The 14,139-nt window shown below is 65.9% G+C and carries 15 protein-coding genes and 1 tRNA gene; 9 read left to right on the plus strand and 7 right to left on the minus strand.

Annotated features, from left to right (window positions below):
• The first annotated feature begins 269 nt into the window (after positions 1-269).
• Positions 270-1,397: an ATP phosphoribosyltransferase regulatory subunit gene (locus tag NN5_RS06845; protein ID WP_067733407.1), complete on the plus strand. Its 1,128-nt coding sequence runs from the start codon at positions 270-272 to the stop codon at positions 1,395-1,397.
• A gap of 36 nt (positions 1,398-1,433) precedes the next feature.
• Here the strand turns inward: NN5_RS06845 and NN5_RS06850 are convergent, their stop codons facing one another.
• Positions 1,434-2,288: an alpha/beta hydrolase gene (locus tag NN5_RS06850; protein ID WP_067733284.1), complete on the minus strand. Its 855-nt coding sequence runs from the start codon at positions 2,286-2,288 to the stop codon at positions 1,434-1,436.
• 197 nt (positions 2,289-2,485) lie between these two features.
• Between NN5_RS06850 and NN5_RS06855 the strand changes: the two genes are divergently transcribed.
• Both NN5_RS06855 and NN5_RS06860 read left to right on the plus strand, forming a co-directional pair.
• Entirely contained in the window at positions 2,486-3,775 is a 1,290-nt protein-coding gene (locus NN5_RS06855; protein ID WP_067733286.1) for an adenylosuccinate synthase, read from the plus strand.
• 4 nt (positions 3,776-3,779) lie between these two features.
• On the plus strand, positions 3,780-4,280 hold the full coding sequence (locus NN5_RS06860) for a L,D-transpeptidase family protein (protein WP_067733287.1): 501 nt from the start codon (positions 3,780-3,782) through the stop codon (positions 4,278-4,280).
• Positions 4,281-4,292: 12 nt separating this feature from the next.
• Here NN5_RS06860 and NN5_RS06865 read toward each other — a convergent pair whose 3' ends face one another.
• Positions 4,293-5,081: a DODA-type extradiol aromatic ring-opening family dioxygenase gene (locus NN5_RS06865; RefSeq protein WP_067733289.1), complete on the minus strand. Its 789-nt coding sequence runs from the start codon at positions 5,079-5,081 to the stop codon at positions 4,293-4,295.
• Positions 5,082-5,208: 127 nt separating this feature from the next.
• Between NN5_RS06865 and NN5_RS06870 the strand changes: the two genes are divergently transcribed.
• A complete protein-coding gene (locus NN5_RS06870; protein WP_067733291.1) occupies positions 5,209-6,120 on the plus strand; it encodes a LysR family transcriptional regulator in 912 nt (303 codons plus the stop codon).
• A gap of 27 nt (positions 6,121-6,147) precedes the next feature.
• Here NN5_RS06870 and NN5_RS24995 read toward each other — a convergent pair whose 3' ends face one another.
• Complete coding sequence (locus NN5_RS24995; RefSeq protein WP_084384787.1) at positions 6,148-6,315, minus strand: DUF1674 domain-containing protein; 168 nt, start codon at positions 6,313-6,315, stop codon at positions 6,148-6,150.
• A gap of 54 nt (positions 6,316-6,369) precedes the next feature.
• Here NN5_RS24995 and NN5_RS06875 point away from each other — a divergent pair, with 54 nt between their 5' ends.
• Positions 6,370-7,599 carry an RsmB/NOP family class I SAM-dependent RNA methyltransferase gene (locus tag NN5_RS06875; protein WP_067733295.1) on the plus strand — a complete coding sequence of 410 codons (1,230 nt, stop codon included), beginning with the start codon at positions 6,370-6,372 and terminating at the stop codon, positions 7,597-7,599.
• A gap of 89 nt (positions 7,600-7,688) precedes the next feature.
• Positions 7,689-8,321 (plus strand): hypothetical protein, encoded by a 633-nt coding sequence (locus NN5_RS06880; RefSeq protein WP_067733299.1) that lies wholly within the window; start codon positions 7,689-7,691, stop codon positions 8,319-8,321.
• A gap of 3 nt (positions 8,322-8,324) precedes the next feature.
• Here the strand turns inward: NN5_RS06880 and msrA are convergent, their stop codons facing one another.
• Positions 8,325-8,852: a peptide-methionine (S)-S-oxide reductase MsrA gene (gene msrA / locus NN5_RS06885; RefSeq protein ID WP_067733301.1), complete on the minus strand. Its 528-nt coding sequence runs from the start codon at positions 8,850-8,852 to the stop codon at positions 8,325-8,327.
• A 134-nt stretch (positions 8,853-8,986) separates the two neighbouring features.
• On the opposite strand from msrA, the gene aguB reads away from it, so the two are divergent.
• From aguB to NN5_RS06900, 3 genes are all read left to right on the plus strand, one after another.
• Positions 8,987-9,850 carry an N-carbamoylputrescine amidase gene (gene aguB, locus NN5_RS06890; protein WP_067733303.1) on the plus strand — a complete coding sequence of 288 codons (864 nt, stop codon included), beginning with the start codon at positions 8,987-8,989 and terminating at the stop codon, positions 9,848-9,850.
• 5 nt (positions 9,851-9,855) lie between these two features.
• Positions 9,856-10,410: a 2-amino-4-hydroxy-6-hydroxymethyldihydropteridine diphosphokinase gene (folK, locus tag NN5_RS06895; RefSeq protein ID WP_084384782.1), complete on the plus strand. Its 555-nt coding sequence runs from the start codon at positions 9,856-9,858 to the stop codon at positions 10,408-10,410.
• Positions 10,393-10,468 (plus strand) — tRNA-Lys (locus NN5_RS06900). The genes folK and NN5_RS06900 overlap by 18 nt, the downstream gene beginning before the upstream one ends.
• An 81-nt stretch (positions 10,469-10,549) precedes the next feature.
• On the opposite strand, the gene NN5_RS06905 is transcribed toward NN5_RS06900, so the two are convergent.
• From NN5_RS06905 to rlmN, 3 genes are all read right to left on the minus strand, one after another.
• A complete protein-coding gene (locus NN5_RS06905; protein WP_084384783.1) occupies positions 10,550-11,377 on the minus strand; it encodes a protein-L-isoaspartate O-methyltransferase family protein in 828 nt (275 codons plus the stop codon).
• A gap of 305 nt (positions 11,378-11,682) precedes the next feature.
• Positions 11,683-12,567, minus strand: a complete 885-nt coding sequence (locus NN5_RS06915; protein WP_067733309.1) for a diguanylate cyclase — start codon at positions 12,565-12,567, stop codon at positions 11,683-11,685.
• A 233-nt stretch (positions 12,568-12,800) separates the two neighbouring features.
• On the minus strand, positions 12,801-14,078 hold the full coding sequence (rlmN, locus tag NN5_RS06920; RefSeq protein ID WP_067733311.1) for a dual-specificity RNA methyltransferase RlmN: 1,278 nt from the start codon (positions 14,076-14,078) through the stop codon (positions 12,801-12,803).
• Between the last annotated feature and the right edge of the window lie 61 nt (positions 14,079-14,139).

Raw genomic sequence — 14,139 nt, forward strand, 5'->3', positions numbered from 1 at the left:
CAGTAAGACTAAAGCCCACCGATTCGGCGGAATCGTCGACTAGATCGTCCTCATTGCCGTCCAGGAAGCCGGGCCGTGACAGGTCCGCTGCCCGTTTCATAGCCTTGAGATCGTCTGGTTCGTCGTGCCTCATGAGGCGGCATTTTAGCGCAGGCTTGGTTGGGAGGAGGTTTCGAACAATGGTTACGCGGCTCGCAGGTACGGGCTCGCATGACCGCGAGCCAACCCATTCGACATTCCTGCCTTACCCGGCTAAGGGCGCGGCCATGATGCAGGATACCGATCGCGATCTTCTCCCCGAGGGGCTGGGGGACCGGCTGCCGCAGCAGGCGGCGGCGTCCCAGCGGGTGCGCCGTGCGGCGCTCGATGTCATGGCGGGCCATGGCTATGAGCGGGTCGAGACGCCGATGCTCGAATTCGAGAAATCGCTGGCGAGCCGCATGGCCGGGGTGCAGGTGCGGCGCATGTTCCGCTTCGTCGATCCTGTCAGTTTGCGGATGCTGGCGCTGCGCTCGGACATCACCGCGCAAGTCGCGCGCATTGCCGCGACCGGGCTGGCGGGATCGCCGCGTCCGCTGCGGCTGTGCTATTCGGGGCAGGTCGTCACGACCAAGGGCGACGGGCTCGATCCCGCGCGCGAGCGGGTGCAGCTTGGCGCTGAACTGATCGGCACCGATACCGTCGCGGCGGCGGCCGAACTGGTCGAAATCGCCATCGAATCGCTGCGCGCTGCGGGCGCCACCGGGATTTCGGTGGACTTCACGCTGCCCGATCTGGTCGATACGCTTTCGGCCGGGCCGCTGCCGCTGGCCGGCACGCAGATCGCCGCCGTGCGCCAGATGCTCGATGCCAAGGATGCCGGCGGACTGGTCGATGCGGGGGGCGGGGCCTACCTGCCGCTGCTCTATGCCGTCGGCCCGTTCGAGACCGCGATCGAGCGGCTTGCCGAATTCGATACGGGCAGCGTGCTCGCCAGCCGCATCGCCGGTCTGCGTGAGATCGCCGCACGGGTGGACGGCGCGGCGCGCCTGACGCTCGATCCCTCGGAGCGTCATGGCTTCGAATACCAGTCGTGGTTCGGCTTCACGATCTATGCCGATGGCATTTCCGGCGCGCTGGGGCGTGGCGGCACGTATCGCATTCTCGGCAGTGCCGGGGACGAGCAGGGCGAGCCGGCTGCCGGTTTCTCGCTCTATCCCGATCCGCTGATCGAGGCGCTGGCCGCTGGAATGCCTGCGCGCAAGGTGCTGTTCCTGCCGCTCGGCCATGATCGCGCCTTGGCGGCCCGCCAGCGCGCGATCGGCTGGACCACGGTAGCGGCGCTGTCCGCCAGCGACGATCCCGTGGCGCTCGGCTGCTCGCACCGGCTGGAGAACGGCGAGGCGGCGGCGCTGTAAGCGCGCCTGCCGCCTGGGGTTTGCGGGGATGCAGCCTTAACCCAGCACTTTCGCCAGCCAGGCATCGACAACCGGCGTTGCCGGATAGTCCGGATCGCCCAGGTCCCGATTGATCTCCATGTGGCCGCGCAGCCCGGTGCCGTCGAAGGCATGGCGTTCGACCCGCGTTCCCGCCCGGCGCAGCGCCGCTTCCAGTTCCTCGGCTTGCCGGACGCCGTCCGGGCGCTGGACGTGGAGCAGCAGGAAGGCCGGAGCATTGGGCGCGGCGGCCTGAGCGGTGGGAGACAGGGCAAGCTGGCGGGAACGGGCATCGCCGAAGGCCTGCAGATAGGTCTTGCGCATGAACCGGCCGCTTTCGGCGATCTGTTCAGGCACGTCGTAGGCGGCCCCGTCGATGGGCACGACTCCGGCCACGTCGCGGTAGGACAGCCCGGCCTTGCGCAGATACTGCGGATCGGTGCCGACCAGCGCGACGAGATGCGCGCCTGCGCTATGGCCCATCAGCACCACTTTGCCCGGCGCGATGCCTAGGGTCTTCGCGCGCCGCAGCAGCGCGGCAAGCGCATCGGCTACGTCCTGTGCCTGCTGTTCCACCGTGGCATCGGGCACGAGCCGGTAGTCGGCAGAGGCGAAGGCATAGCCCTGGCTGGTGAAGTGTTCCGCTTTCCAGTGGCCGGTCGCATTGTCCTTGTCGCCGCGTTTCCAGCCGCCGCCGTGGACGAACAGGATCAGCGGGGCGTGGGCGCTCACGCCTTGTGCCGGGGTGAAGTCCAGCGTCTGGAGACGGTCCGGCCCATAGGCGATGGTCGCGGGGGCGGGCGTATTTGGCATGGCCGTCAGAGGAGGGGCCGCGAGAGCCATGGCCAGCGCGGCGGCGAGGGGCTTCAACATGCGCAAGGTCCTCGGAACACAAATCAAATGCGTCCCGTGAGCATCGGCTCATATCGGCGCCCGGACAATATCGAAGCTGTGACAAACCGTTTCAGTGCAATCATATTGCCACATAACGTCACCCGCGCCTTGCTCTCGGCGCTCGACTCCCCTAGGGCGCGCGGCGGACTTCAAAACAGCAGTGAAAGCGTCAAACGTTGGCCAACGTAACCGTGATCGGCGCCCAGTGGGGCGATGAAGGCAAGGGCAAGATCGTCGACTGGCTGGCAAGCCGCGCCGATGCCGTGGTGCGTTTCCAGGGCGGCCATAACGCCGGCCATACGCTCGTCGTCGGCGATCAGGTTTACAAGCTGAGCCTGCTGCCTTCAGGCATTGTCACCGGCACGCTCTCGATCATCGGCAACGGCGTGGTTCTGGACCCTTGGGCGCTTCAGGCCGAGGTTGAGAAGCTGCGCGGGCAGGGCGTCGAGATCAATGCCGAAAACTTCGCGATCGCGGATAATTGCCCGCTGATCCTGCCGGTCCACCGCGAGCTCGACGGAATGCGCGAGGCGGCGGCCGGTGCAGGCAAGATCGGCACTACCGGGCGCGGCATTGGCCCGGCCTATGAGGACAAGGTGGGCCGCCGCGCGATTCGCGTGTGCGATCTGGCGCACCTCGATGCGCTGGAGCCGCAGCTCGACCGTCTGTGCGCCCATCATGACGCGCTGCGCGCAGGCTTCGGCCAGCCGCCGGTCGACCGTGAGGCGCTGCTGAACGAGCTGCGCGAGATCGCACCGTTCGTGCTGCAGTTCGCGCAGGTGACGTGGAAGCGGCTCAACAAGGTCAGGAAGGCGGGCGCCCGCATCCTGTTCGAAGGCGCGCAGGGCGTGCTGCTCGACGTCGATCACGGCACTTATCCTTTCGTCACCAGCTCGAACACCGTTTCCGGCACCGCCGCCAGCGGTTCGGGTCTTGGCCCTTCGGCGACCGGCTTCGTGCTGGGCATCGTCAAGGCTTACACCACCCGCGTCGGTTCGGGCCCGTTCCCGACCGAGCTGGAGGACGAGACCGGCCAGAAACTGGGCGAGCGCGGGCACGAGTTCGGCACCGTCACTGGCCGCAAGCGCCGCTGCGGCTGGTTCGACGCGGTGCTCACGCGCCAGTCCTGCGCGATCTCCGGCGTGACCGGCATTGCCCTGACCAAGCTCGACGTGCTCGACGGCTTCGAGAAGGTGAAGATCTGCACCGGCTATCGTCTGGGCGGCAAAGTGCTCGACTACTTCCCCAGCCACGCCGCCGATCAGGCGGCCGTAGAGCCGATCTACGAGGAAATGGACGGCTGGCAGGGCACGACTGCCGGTGCCCGTTCCTGGGCCGACCTGCCAGCGCAGGCGATCAAGTACATCCAGCGCGTGCAGGAACTGATCGAAACCCCGGTCGCACTGGTCTCCACCAGTCCCGAGCGCGAGGATACTATCCTCGTGCGCGATCCTTTCGTGGATTGAGGCGGTGAGGGGCTGGCGCAACCTTGCTCCGCTCCTCTCCCTGCTCACGCTGGGCGCCGCGCAGCCGCAGGCGCCGCTGACCCTGCCGGAGATCGACTTCGTGCGCGTCCACAAGGCGGCGCGGACGATCGATCTCTATGCCGAAGGGCGGCTGGTCCACGTGATAGAGCATATCCAGCTCGGCGGCGCGCCGGCCGGGCCCAAGCATTTCGAGGGCGACGAGCGCACGCCCGAGGGGCTCTACGCGATCGACTGGAGTAACCCGGACAGCAGCTACTATCTCTCGCTCCACATCTCCTATCCGAACGCGGCGGACGTGGCCTATGCCGCCGCGCAGGGACGGTCTGCGGGCGGCATGATCATGATCCACGGCCAGCCCAACGCCTTGCCGGTGGGGCGTGTGCCGGGAGACTGGACCGATGGCTGCATTGCCGTGGCCAACGACGAGATGGACGCGCTGTGGGAAGCGGTGCCGGACGGGACGCCGATCGAATTGCTGCCCTGACCTGCGAAGGGATCAGTCGAAGCGGAACCCGGAAATCGCCGTGCGCATGACCAGTTCGTTATAGACCCGCTGGCCGGGCTGCTCGCTGGTTCCGGCCGCCACCATCAGCGGCAGCAAGTGCTCTTCGCGGGGATGCGACAGCCGTCCCGATGGCGCTTCGGCCCATTGCGCCAGCGCTTCCGCCCGCCCGCCGGCATCCTGCGCGGTGGCGGCCGTCAGCCAGGCATCGAATTCCTGCGAAACCGGGCTGAAGCGGGGATCGCCATAGGCGCGCATGTTGTGGAAGCTCATGCCCGAGCCGATGATCAGAACGCCTTCGTCCCGCAACGGCGCGAGGGCCTTGCCCGCGGCGATGTGCAGCGCCGGGTCGAGCGAGCGGTCGAGCGACATTTCCACCACCGGAACATCGGCATCCGGCCATGCCACCATCAGGGGAATGAAGACGCCATGGTCGTATCCGCGATCCGGATCGACATGGGCGCTCAGCCCGGCCGCTTTCAGCAGTTCCGCAGCCCGGGCCGCAAGGGTGGGATCACCGGGAGCAGGGAACTGCAACTCGTAGGTGTGCGGCGGAAAGTTGTAATAGTCGTAGATCAGGCCGGGCGCGGCGCCGCCGGTGAAGGCAAAACCGTCAGTTTCCCAGTGCCCGGATGCGACGATGATGGCGCGCGGTGGCTCGGGCAGGCGCTGCGGCAGGCTGCGCAGGAAGGTGGCCATGCCGGTCCACATGCCATGCGGATCGTCCATGAAGAAACATGGGCCGCCGCCGTGCGGGATGTAGAAGCTGGGCTGGCGAGTCATGCGATATACCTCCGGAATGGGATGCGCGGCGGCCTGGGGACACCGTTCTGTCCTCCACCATATGGGCTATTGTGTATGGATTGATAATAATACAATTTTGATAATCATTTTCAACTAATGGTATGTAATGGCAACCGACCGTCTCACCGGGATCGAAGTGTTCGTCAGGGCCATCCGCCTTGGCGGCCTGTCTGCCGCAGCCCGGGAATTACACATGTCCCCGGCGATGGCTGCGCGGCACCTGAATGCGCTGGAGCAGCGGCTCGGCACGACGCTCGTCAACCGCACGACCCGCAAGCTGGCGTTGACCGAAGCCGGCGCCGCCTATCTTGAGAAGATGGAGCGCCTGCTCGGCGATCTGGGCGAGGCCGAGGCGGAAGCACGGGCGCAGTCGGCATCGGTCGAGGGGCTCTTGCGCGTCTCGGCGCCTGCAGCGTTCGGTGTCGCGCATCTTGCCGGGCTGGTCCACGATTTCCACCGGCTGCATCCGGCCGTAACTGTCGAACTGGGGCTGAACGATCGCTATGTCGATCTGCTTGAGGAGCGCTGGGACGTGGCGATCCGGATCGGGCGGCTGGCGGACAGCAATCTGGTCGCGCGCAAGCTGGCGGACGTGTCGATGTGCGTCTGCGCCAGCCCGGCCTATCTCGACCGGAACGGGGTGCCGGTCTCGCTCGCCGATTTGGAGCGCCACGATTGCCTAGCCTATACACTGAGCCTGGAAACGGGGCGAAGCCACTGGAATTTCGGCCGCGACGGCGCACGGCAGGTCGCGGTGCACGGCTCGCTTCATGCGAACAATGGGGAGTTGCTCGTGCGTTCGGCGCTGACGGGACAGGGCATCGTCTATGGCCCCAGGTTTCTGGTAGCCGATGCGTTGGCGCAGGGGTTGCTTGTCGAGCTGGATCTGGGGGTGGAGCTTGTCGAGCTGGGCGGCATTCACGCAGTGACCCATCGCACACGCCGTCCGGCGGCAAAAACGCGGGCCTGGATCGACTTTCTTTCGCAGCGCATGAAAACGGCCGCCCGGAACTGGTGACCGGGAGCCTGTCACGCCTGTTGGCGATCAGAAATCGACGGCGATGCCCTTGCGCACCCAGTCGCCGTAGCGGGTGGGGGACAGGCCGTCCGGATCGGCCTGTTCCTTTGCAGCCTGCGGCTTGGGCGCAGGGTCATTGGTCCAGTGGGCCGGCTTGCGGAACTCCTCGGGACGTTTGGTGGCGCGCTGTGTCATGAACTGCATGTGGGGTGACTGGCGGCAAAAGGCAATCCGCTATAGGGGCACGGGATGGATATTCCCGGCCTTCCCGCGCGCCGTGCCGCGCTCAACCTTATCGATGCCGTGCTGCGGCGGGGCGAAACGCTTGACCAGGCGGCAGGCGCGGCCCTGGCGCGGGTGCGCGGCGACGCCGACCGGGCACTGGCGCGCGCGATCGCCGGAGAGGTGCTGCGCTGGAAGGTGGACCTCGATGCCCTGATCGACAGCGCCACCCGCCAGCGCCTGCCCGACGATGCCAAGCCGCGCGCGGTGCTCGAACTGATGCTGGCGCAAGTGCTGCGGCTGGAGACGCCCGCCCATGCCGTGATCGCGACCGGCCTGCCGCTGCTGGCGGGCGGGCCGCGGCGGCTGGCCCACGGGGTGTTCTCGACACTGACGAAGCGGGACGCGGTGCTGCCCGAAGTGCCGACGCTGCCCGATGCGGCGCAGATGCGCTGGGGCGCGCGGGTCGGGGCGATCGCTGCCGGGCTCGCGGTGCCGCCGCCGCTCGATCTGGCGCTGCGCGATCCGGCGCACACCGGGGAATGGGCGCAGAAGCTGGGCGGCATGTCGCTGATGCCCGGTCACGTCCGCCTGCCGCGCGGCACGGCCGTGGAGCAGCTCGAAGGGTTCCGCGAGGGCGCATGGTGGGTGCAGGACTTGGCCGCGAGCCTGCCTGCCCGGCTGCTGGGCAAGGGGGAAGGGCGCCGGGTACTCGATCTGTGCGCGGCCCCGGGCGGCAAGACGCTGCAACTCGCGGCGGCCGGCTGGGAGGTTACGGCGCTCGATATCAGCAAGCGCCGTCTTGAACGGCTGCGCGAGAACCTTGAACGCACCGGCCTTTCCGCAGAGGTGGTGCAGGCCGATGCGCTGAAATGGGAGCCGCTGTTGCCGTTCGATGCCGTGCTGATCGATGCACCGTGCACGGCGACGGGCACCTGCCGCCGCCATCCGGACGTGCTTCACCGCATCGGCCCGCGCCAGATCGCGGAGATGACGGACCTGCAGGCGGCCCTTGTCGCACGGGCCAGAGACTGGCTGAGGCCGGGCGGCACGCTGGTCTATGCGGTCTGCTCGCTGGAGCCGGAGGAAGGCGAAGCCCAGGCCCGCAAGGTCCCGCTGCAGCCCGTGCCCATTACTCCGGCGGAATTGCCGCAAGGGCTGGAAGTCACGGGTGAAGGCTGGCTGAGGACCGATCCGGGAATGCTGCCGGAAGCGGGCGGGCTCGACGGCTTCTTCGTGGCTCGCTGGCAGGCGTGAGGCTTGCGGCGGAAATGTCGAAAACCTCGGATAAACCCCTATAAAACTTTCCCGAGCCGCCGTTCTTCAGGGCGGTAAAGGAATCTATCATGTCCATTTCGGCTATCGGATCGTCCGGTGATCTCTCCAGCATGCTGCGCACGAGCGGTTTGTCGGCAGACAAGATCGCTGTCGTCCAGAAGGACGTCCAGGATCTTCAGGAGAGCACTTCGCCTTCGATCTCGGCGTCGGGTACGTCGTCGCTCGACAGCGAATCGTTCCGCAAGGCGCTGGAATCGCGTATCGACAGCGATGTCGAATCGGGCAAACTGAGTGAGCAGGACGGGACTGCCGTCAAGCAGGCGCTGGGCCTGACCGACGCAGCTTCGGCCGATGGCAGCGCCGATGCGGATGCCGATGGCGACACCACGGATGCCGCGGCCGGGACGGCCGCTTCCGGAGGCGCAGGCCGCGCTGGGGGACACGGCGGCGGTGGCGGCGGGACTGCGGAAAAGACCGAAGTCTCCCGCACCGAGACAGTGTCGAAAGGCGTCAAGACCACAGTGATCCTCTACGACGACGGATCGAGCGAAACGCAGACGAGCTTCACTTCGGCCCCCGACACGAAGCCGTCGAACGACACCGGCGCTTCCTCTGCCGAGGCGGCCCAGGCCTATGGGCAAGGCGCTGACGCTTATCTCAAGACGCTCGATCCGGGCACGCTGTTCGACGTGAAGGCATAACCTTCAGGCCTTCACTTTGGCCTGAAAGCTCTTGCGCAATTTCATCAGCTTGGGCGGGATGACCGCGAGGCAATAGGGGTTACGCTGCCCTTCGCCTTCCCAGTATTCCTGATGATAGCCCTCGGCCGGATACCACGGCGCCGGGCCTTCGATCGTGGTCACGACTTTGCCACCATGTTCTGCGTTGGAGCGGGCGATGGCGGCTTCGGCTTCCGTGCGCTGGGCATCGCCGAGCGGAAAGATCGCCGAGCGGTACTGCGTGCCGACATCATTGCCCTGCCGGTTGAGCTGCGTCGGATCGTGGGTGCCCATGAACACGTCGAGCACTTCGGCATAGGAAATCGCGTGGGGATCGTATGTGATCTTGATCGCCTCGGCATGGCCGGTCGCGCCCGAGCAGACTTCCTTGTAGGTCGGGTTCTCCACGATGCCGCCGATATAGCCGCTTTCCACTTCGGCAACGCCGATCACGTCGCGGAACACCGCCTCGGTGCACCAGAAGCATCCGCCTGCCACGATTGCCGTTTCCATTGCCTGTTCTGTCCTTGTCGCTCGGGTGGCTGTCACGAAGGGCGAAGATAGGAAGCCGGGCGGAACTTGTCATGGGGCATCCTCGCGCCTTGTTCGTGCTTCTGTTCCGCGCGCGCTGCTGATAGGAGGCCGGCATGGCTGAAATCACTGTCGCAGCATTGCAACTTGCCCTGGGTTCCGCCGACGAGGCGGAGAACATCGCCGCCGTCTCCGCGCTGGTCGAGGAGGCCGCCGGGCAGGGCGCGCAGATCGTGCTGCCGCCCGAGCTGTTTTCCGGCCCCTATTTCTGCAAGGTCGAGGAAGAGGAGCTCTTCGCGCTCGCCCGGCCGACTGCCGAGCACCCGTCGGTCGTGGCGATGCAGGCGCTGGCGGCGAAGCTGGGCGTGGCGATCCCCACCAGCTTCTTCGAGCGCGACGGCCACCATTACTACAACACGCTGGCGATGATCGGCCCGGACGGCCAGATCATGGGCACTTACCGCAAGAGCCACATCCCCGACGGGCCGGGCTATGAAGAAAAGTACTACTTCCGCCCCGGTAACGACGGGTTCAAGGTGTGGGACCTGTTCGGCACCCGCATCGGCGTCGGCATATGCTGGGACCAGTGGTATCCGGAATGCGCGCGGGTGATGGCGCTGATGGGCGCGGAACTGCTGTTCTACCCCACCGCGATCGGCTCCGAACCCTATGACGCCGATCTCGATACCAGCCGCATGTGGCGCCGGGCGATGCTGGGCCATGCAGTGTCGAACTGTATGCCGGTGATCGCCGCCAACCGGATCGGCGTCGAAGCCGAAACCGGCAGCCAGCAAACATTCTATGGCCATTCCTTCATTACCGACGAGTGGGGCGATTTCCTCGCCGAATTCGGCAAGGAGGAAACCGGCGTGCTCACCGCGACGATCGATCTTGCCCGCGCCGCGAAGCACCGCGCCGGCATGGGCTTCTTCCGCGACCGCCGCCCGCAGCTCTACACCCGCATCGCGCAGGATATCTGAGCCCTGTGAGCGGCCATCGCTACCTGATCGCGCTGGGTTCCAACATGCGCCACCCGCACCACGGTGCCCCGCGCGCGGTGATCGCGGCGGCGATCAGGGCGCTGGATCATGGCAAGTCCAAGGTTCTGGCCGCCTCGCCGGTGATCGAGACGGCGCCGCTTGGCCCTTCGCGCCGCCGCTATGCCAATGCCGCGGTCCTGCTGCGCAGCAAGCGTGATCCGGACGAAGTGCTGCACAAGCTGCAGAAGCTCGAACGCAAGTTCGGCCGCAGGCGCACCGGCCAGGCCTGGAGCGCCCGCGTGCTCGACCTCGATATCGTGCTGTGGAACGGCGGTGCCTGGGTGGGAGGCGAGGGCGATACCAGCCTCGTGATCCCGCACCCCGCCTTCCGCGAACGCGCCTTCGTGTTGCGCCCGGCCGCGGCGATCGCGGGCCACTGGCGCGATCCGCTGACAGGATTGAGCGTCCGCCAGCTATCAGCCCGCTTGACCAAGCCCCGTCCGGCCCTTAGGGCACCCGTTCCGCCGTCAAAATGCGGCAGTGGGCCCGTAGCTCAGTAGGTAGAGCAGCTGACTTTTAATCAGCGGGTCACAGGTTCGAATCCTGTCGGGCTCACCACACTTTCAAGCACTTGGATGCCGTTGCGCAAGGCGACTGCATTTTTCAGTCCTCCTCGCCTGGCGGCCTGCCAGTTAGTGCTTACGCGCCCGTAGTGACGGCGTTCCGGCTCACGCCTGTCAGGGGAACGAATTGGGCCGGGCAGATGATCGTCTCGTCCAGCCGGTCATGGGCGGTTTTGCGGAACAGCACCAGGTTCTGGCCGGAGCCGGCGTCTTCGATGGGCATGACCAGCCGGCCGCCGGTCTTGAGCAGGCTCACGAGGTTTGCCGGAGGCCTGTCCGACCTTGCCGCGATCACGATGGCGTCGAACTGGTGGCGGGGAAACGCGGCGGTCAATTCGCCGGCATCGCCATGCACTACCGAGGCATTCTCATATCCGCATTCGCGAATCCGCTGCCGGGCCCGCTCTGCGTGCGGGGCGATGATCTCGATCGAGGTCACATGCTCCGCAATCAGCGACAGGACGGCCGCCTGATAGCCGGAGCCGGTGCCTACGTCCAAGACATGACCGCCATCCGGATCTGCTGCGGCGACCAGGATGGCGACCATTTCGGGATGGGATATGGTCTGATCCAGTCCGATATCGATGGCCATCGGCAGATAGGCGAGGTCCGCAATCCAGGGGCAGATAAATCGCTCTCGCGGAACGCGGGACATCGCATCAAGCGCGCGCGCGATGGCGGCTGGCGGCAATCCATGCGCAAGGACGCTCAGGCGATGGCGAAGGGCCTCGACCATGAAATGGCGCTGCCCGTCGAATGCGCGCGGGGCTCTCAGGAGCCATTCCTCTCTGGTATCCTCATGCCACAACGCAGGATCAGAGGGGGCGCTCTCCGGTTCCAGAGAATGCCGAAGCTGTTCGATTTCAAGCCGGAGACCGCTCAACAGGATACCCTTTGGAGGCATCACGGGCCGCTGCCGTGCCCGACGGTTCCCGCGATGCACGTTTCGTGCACATCGGGCAATTGACGCCGCCGCTGGCTTCTTCCCTCACCGGGCTTCGGGCACGAAAAAGGGGCCGTGCCCCCCGACACGGCCCCCCGCACAGGGTAAGTTCCCCCCGGTGCTTATTTCGCCGGCATAAGGATCACGCTGCAGAGGCGGATGCACTGGCCGTTGAAACGGGTGTTACGCGAAAGTTTCGTCACAAGCGAGGCAAAATCCTCAGCAGGGTCAAGATGTTTCGGAAAAGGCGTAACGGCCCGACATTTTCATGCCATGACCGGCGTCCAGACTTGGGTCCGGTTGCGACCGGCGGCCTTGGCGGCATAGAGCGCCTTGTCCGCCCGGTCGATCGATGTCTCGACGGACACGTCGGGCGCCAGCATCGTCAATCCTGCGGACACGGTGACATGGAAGGGCGCGTGGTCCTCGCATTGGAACGTGGCCGCTGCGAATTCGGTGCGGATCTTCTCGAGAATGGCCGTGCCCTTGGTGATGTCCGCGCCGGGCATGCAGAGCAGGAATTCCTCGCCTCCGAAACGGAAGAACCTCTCTTGGGGGAGGATGTTCGCCGCGGCGAGGCGTGCGAATGCCTTGAGGACCTTGTCGCCCGCGCAATGGCCATGCTCGTCGTTGACCGACTTGAAGTTGTCGATGTCCAGCATCCCGATGGCGCAGGCGTGGATGTCGCAGCGCACCAGCCGCAGTTGTTCGCGCAAGTGCGGCAGCATACTGGTGCGGTTTTCCGCCCCTGTCAGCGGATCGAGGTTGCTCAGGGCATCCTCCAGTTCGCGTTTCATCGTCAGGACTTCCAGCCGCATCCGTTTCAGGACCGTGGCGAAGCGCTCGAATTCGTCGGGCGAAGGCGGACCGCTGTGCGCAGACGTCTGCAGCAGGGCTGCCGCGAGTTCATGGACCTGCTGATGTTCGACGGCGATCTCGGTGAAACCGGGATGCTCGTGCAGCACCCTTGCACCGTCCCCATAGTACCACTGGCCGAACCGGCAATGCATGTGGGCTTCGGGATCCGTGTCGCGGCTGTCGAGCGGGACGTGGCAGATCAGGGCCCGGACGATCTCCTCGGACCATTCTTCGTGATTGGTCAGCGCCTGGTCCAGCTGCGTCAGCGCCGTACGCATCAGGTTTGCATCCATGAATCCCGTTCCCGCCTTTCCGGGGCCGCCGGATTGGGCTCCGGTTGGGCCATCGACAGGTTTATTGCGACCTTGATTCTCCCTGCTTACCGGGAAAAGGTTCCCATTTGCTTGCGCAGGCCCCTGCGGCGGGAGCGGAGCCGCCGCTTTTTTTCATCAAGGCAGGCTTTCGGCGAAAGCGCGGACGCTTTCCCGGCCGGCCGTCTTCCAAGCCGCCCCGCAGGGCCGGGCGGTCAGCCCAGCGCCTTTTCCTTTTCGGCGTAGAGGCGCTCCAGTTCGGCGCGGCTCTTCTTTTCGGCGGCAGTCTTGAGCTGGCCGCAGGCGGCATCAATGTCACGCCCGCGCGGCGTGCGCACAGGGGCGGAAATCCCGGCTTCAAAGACGATGTTGGAGAAGGCCTTGACCCGCTCCGGCGTCGAGCACTCGTAAGGCGCACCGGGCCAGGGGTTGAACGGGATCAGATTGACCTTGGCCGGCAGCTTGTAGTGCTTGATGAGGCGCACCAGTTCGCGCGCATCCTCGTCGCTGTCGTTCTTGTCCTTCAGCATCACGTATTCGAAGGTGATGCGCCGGGCATTGCTGGCGCCCTTGTAGTCGGCGCAGGCCTGCAGCAGTTCCTCGATACCGTACTTCTTGTTGATCGGCACGATCTCGTCGCGCACGTCCTTGGTGACGGCATGGAGCGAGACGGCCAGATTGACGCCGATTTCCTCGGCGCAGCGTTCCATCTTCGGCACCACGCCGGAAGTGGAAAGGGTGATGCGACGCTTGGACAGGGCGAGGCCGTCGCCGTCCATGACCAGCTTGAGCGCATCGCGCACGTTGTCGAAGTTATAGAGCGGCTCGCCCATGCCCATCATCACGATGTTGGTGAGCAGGCGCCCGTCGGCCGAATAGCCGCCGTCTTCATCGACCAGATCGTCGTCCAGCGCGGCAAGGTCCGCCTGACCGGACTTGGGCCATTCGCCCAGAGAATCGCGCGCCAGCATCACCTGGCCGACGATCTCGCCCGCCGTCAGGTTGCGCACGAGGCGCATCGTGCCGGTGTGGCAGAAGCGGCAATTGAGCGTGCAGCCGACCTGCGAGGACACGCACAAGGTGCCGCGGTCCGCATCGGGGATGAAGACCATCTCGAAATCGTGCCCGTCCGCCGTGCGCAGCAGCCACTTGCGGGTGCCGTCGCTGGAGTGCTGGGCCTCGACGATCTCCGGGCGGCCGATCACGAACCGTTCGGCGAGCCAGGGGCGCATAGTCTTGGCGATATCGGTCATCGCCTCGAAGTCAGTGACGCCGCGATGGTAGAGCCAGTGGAACACCTGCTTGGCGCGCAGTTTTGCGGCCTTGGCATCGAGCCCGGCGGTTTCGAACAGTTCGGCAATGCGCTTCTTGGGCAGGCCGATAAGGTCGACGCGGCCATCCTCGCGCGGGGTGATCCCTTCGACGAGATCCGGGCGCGGAACGGGAACCGGGTCGATGTGGCCCGGGATCGGCATGAGTTTCGTGGCTGTCATGATTGGCGGCCATATAGTGCATACCGCGCGATTCCGGAAGAGCGCACGATTCTTGCGCCTG

This window comes from Novosphingobium naphthalenivorans NBRC 102051 (assembly GCF_001590985.1).
Taxonomy (GTDB): domain Bacteria; phylum Pseudomonadota; class Alphaproteobacteria; order Sphingomonadales; family Sphingomonadaceae; genus Novosphingobium; species Novosphingobium naphthalenivorans.

Bases quoted from the DNA above. Each gene is read 5' to 3' on its own strand.
- NN5_RS06850 (WP_067733284.1), bottom strand. From the start codon at position 2,288: ATGTTGAAGCCCCTCGCCGCCGCGCTGGCCATGGCTCTCGCGGCCCCT.
- NN5_RS06915 (WP_067733309.1), bottom strand. From the start codon at position 12,567: ATGGATGCAAACCTGATGCGTACGGCGCTGACGCAGCTGGACCAGGCG.
- msrA (WP_067733301.1), bottom strand. From the start codon at position 8,852: ATGGAAACGGCAATCGTGGCAGGCGGATGCTTCTGGTGCACCGAGGCG.
- NN5_RS06875 (WP_067733295.1), top strand. From the start codon at position 6,370: ATGGATATTCCCGGCCTTCCCGCGCGCCGTGCCGCGCTCAACCTTATC.
- NN5_RS06905 (WP_084384783.1), bottom strand. From the start codon at position 11,377: ATGCCTCCAAAGGGTATCCTGTTGAGCGGTCTCCGGCTTGAAATCGAA.
- NN5_RS06880 (WP_067733299.1), top strand. From the start codon at position 7,689: ATGTCCATTTCGGCTATCGGATCGTCCGGTGATCTCTCCAGCATGCTG.
- NN5_RS06870 (WP_067733291.1), top strand. From the start codon at position 5,209: ATGGCAACCGACCGTCTCACCGGGATCGAAGTGTTCGTCAGGGCCATC.
- NN5_RS24995 (WP_084384787.1), bottom strand. From the start codon at position 6,315: ATGACACAGCGCGCCACCAAACGTCCCGAGGAGTTCCGCAAGCCGGCC.
- aguB (WP_067733303.1), top strand. From the start codon at position 8,987: ATGGCTGAAATCACTGTCGCAGCATTGCAACTTGCCCTGGGTTCCGCC.
- NN5_RS06845 (WP_067733407.1), top strand. From the start codon at position 270: ATGCAGGATACCGATCGCGATCTTCTCCCCGAGGGGCTGGGGGACCGG.
- rlmN (WP_067733311.1), bottom strand. From the start codon at position 14,078: ATGACAGCCACGAAACTCATGCCGATCCCGGGCCACATCGACCCGGTT.
- NN5_RS06865 (WP_067733289.1), bottom strand. From the start codon at position 5,081: ATGACTCGCCAGCCCAGCTTCTACATCCCGCACGGCGGCGGCCCATGT.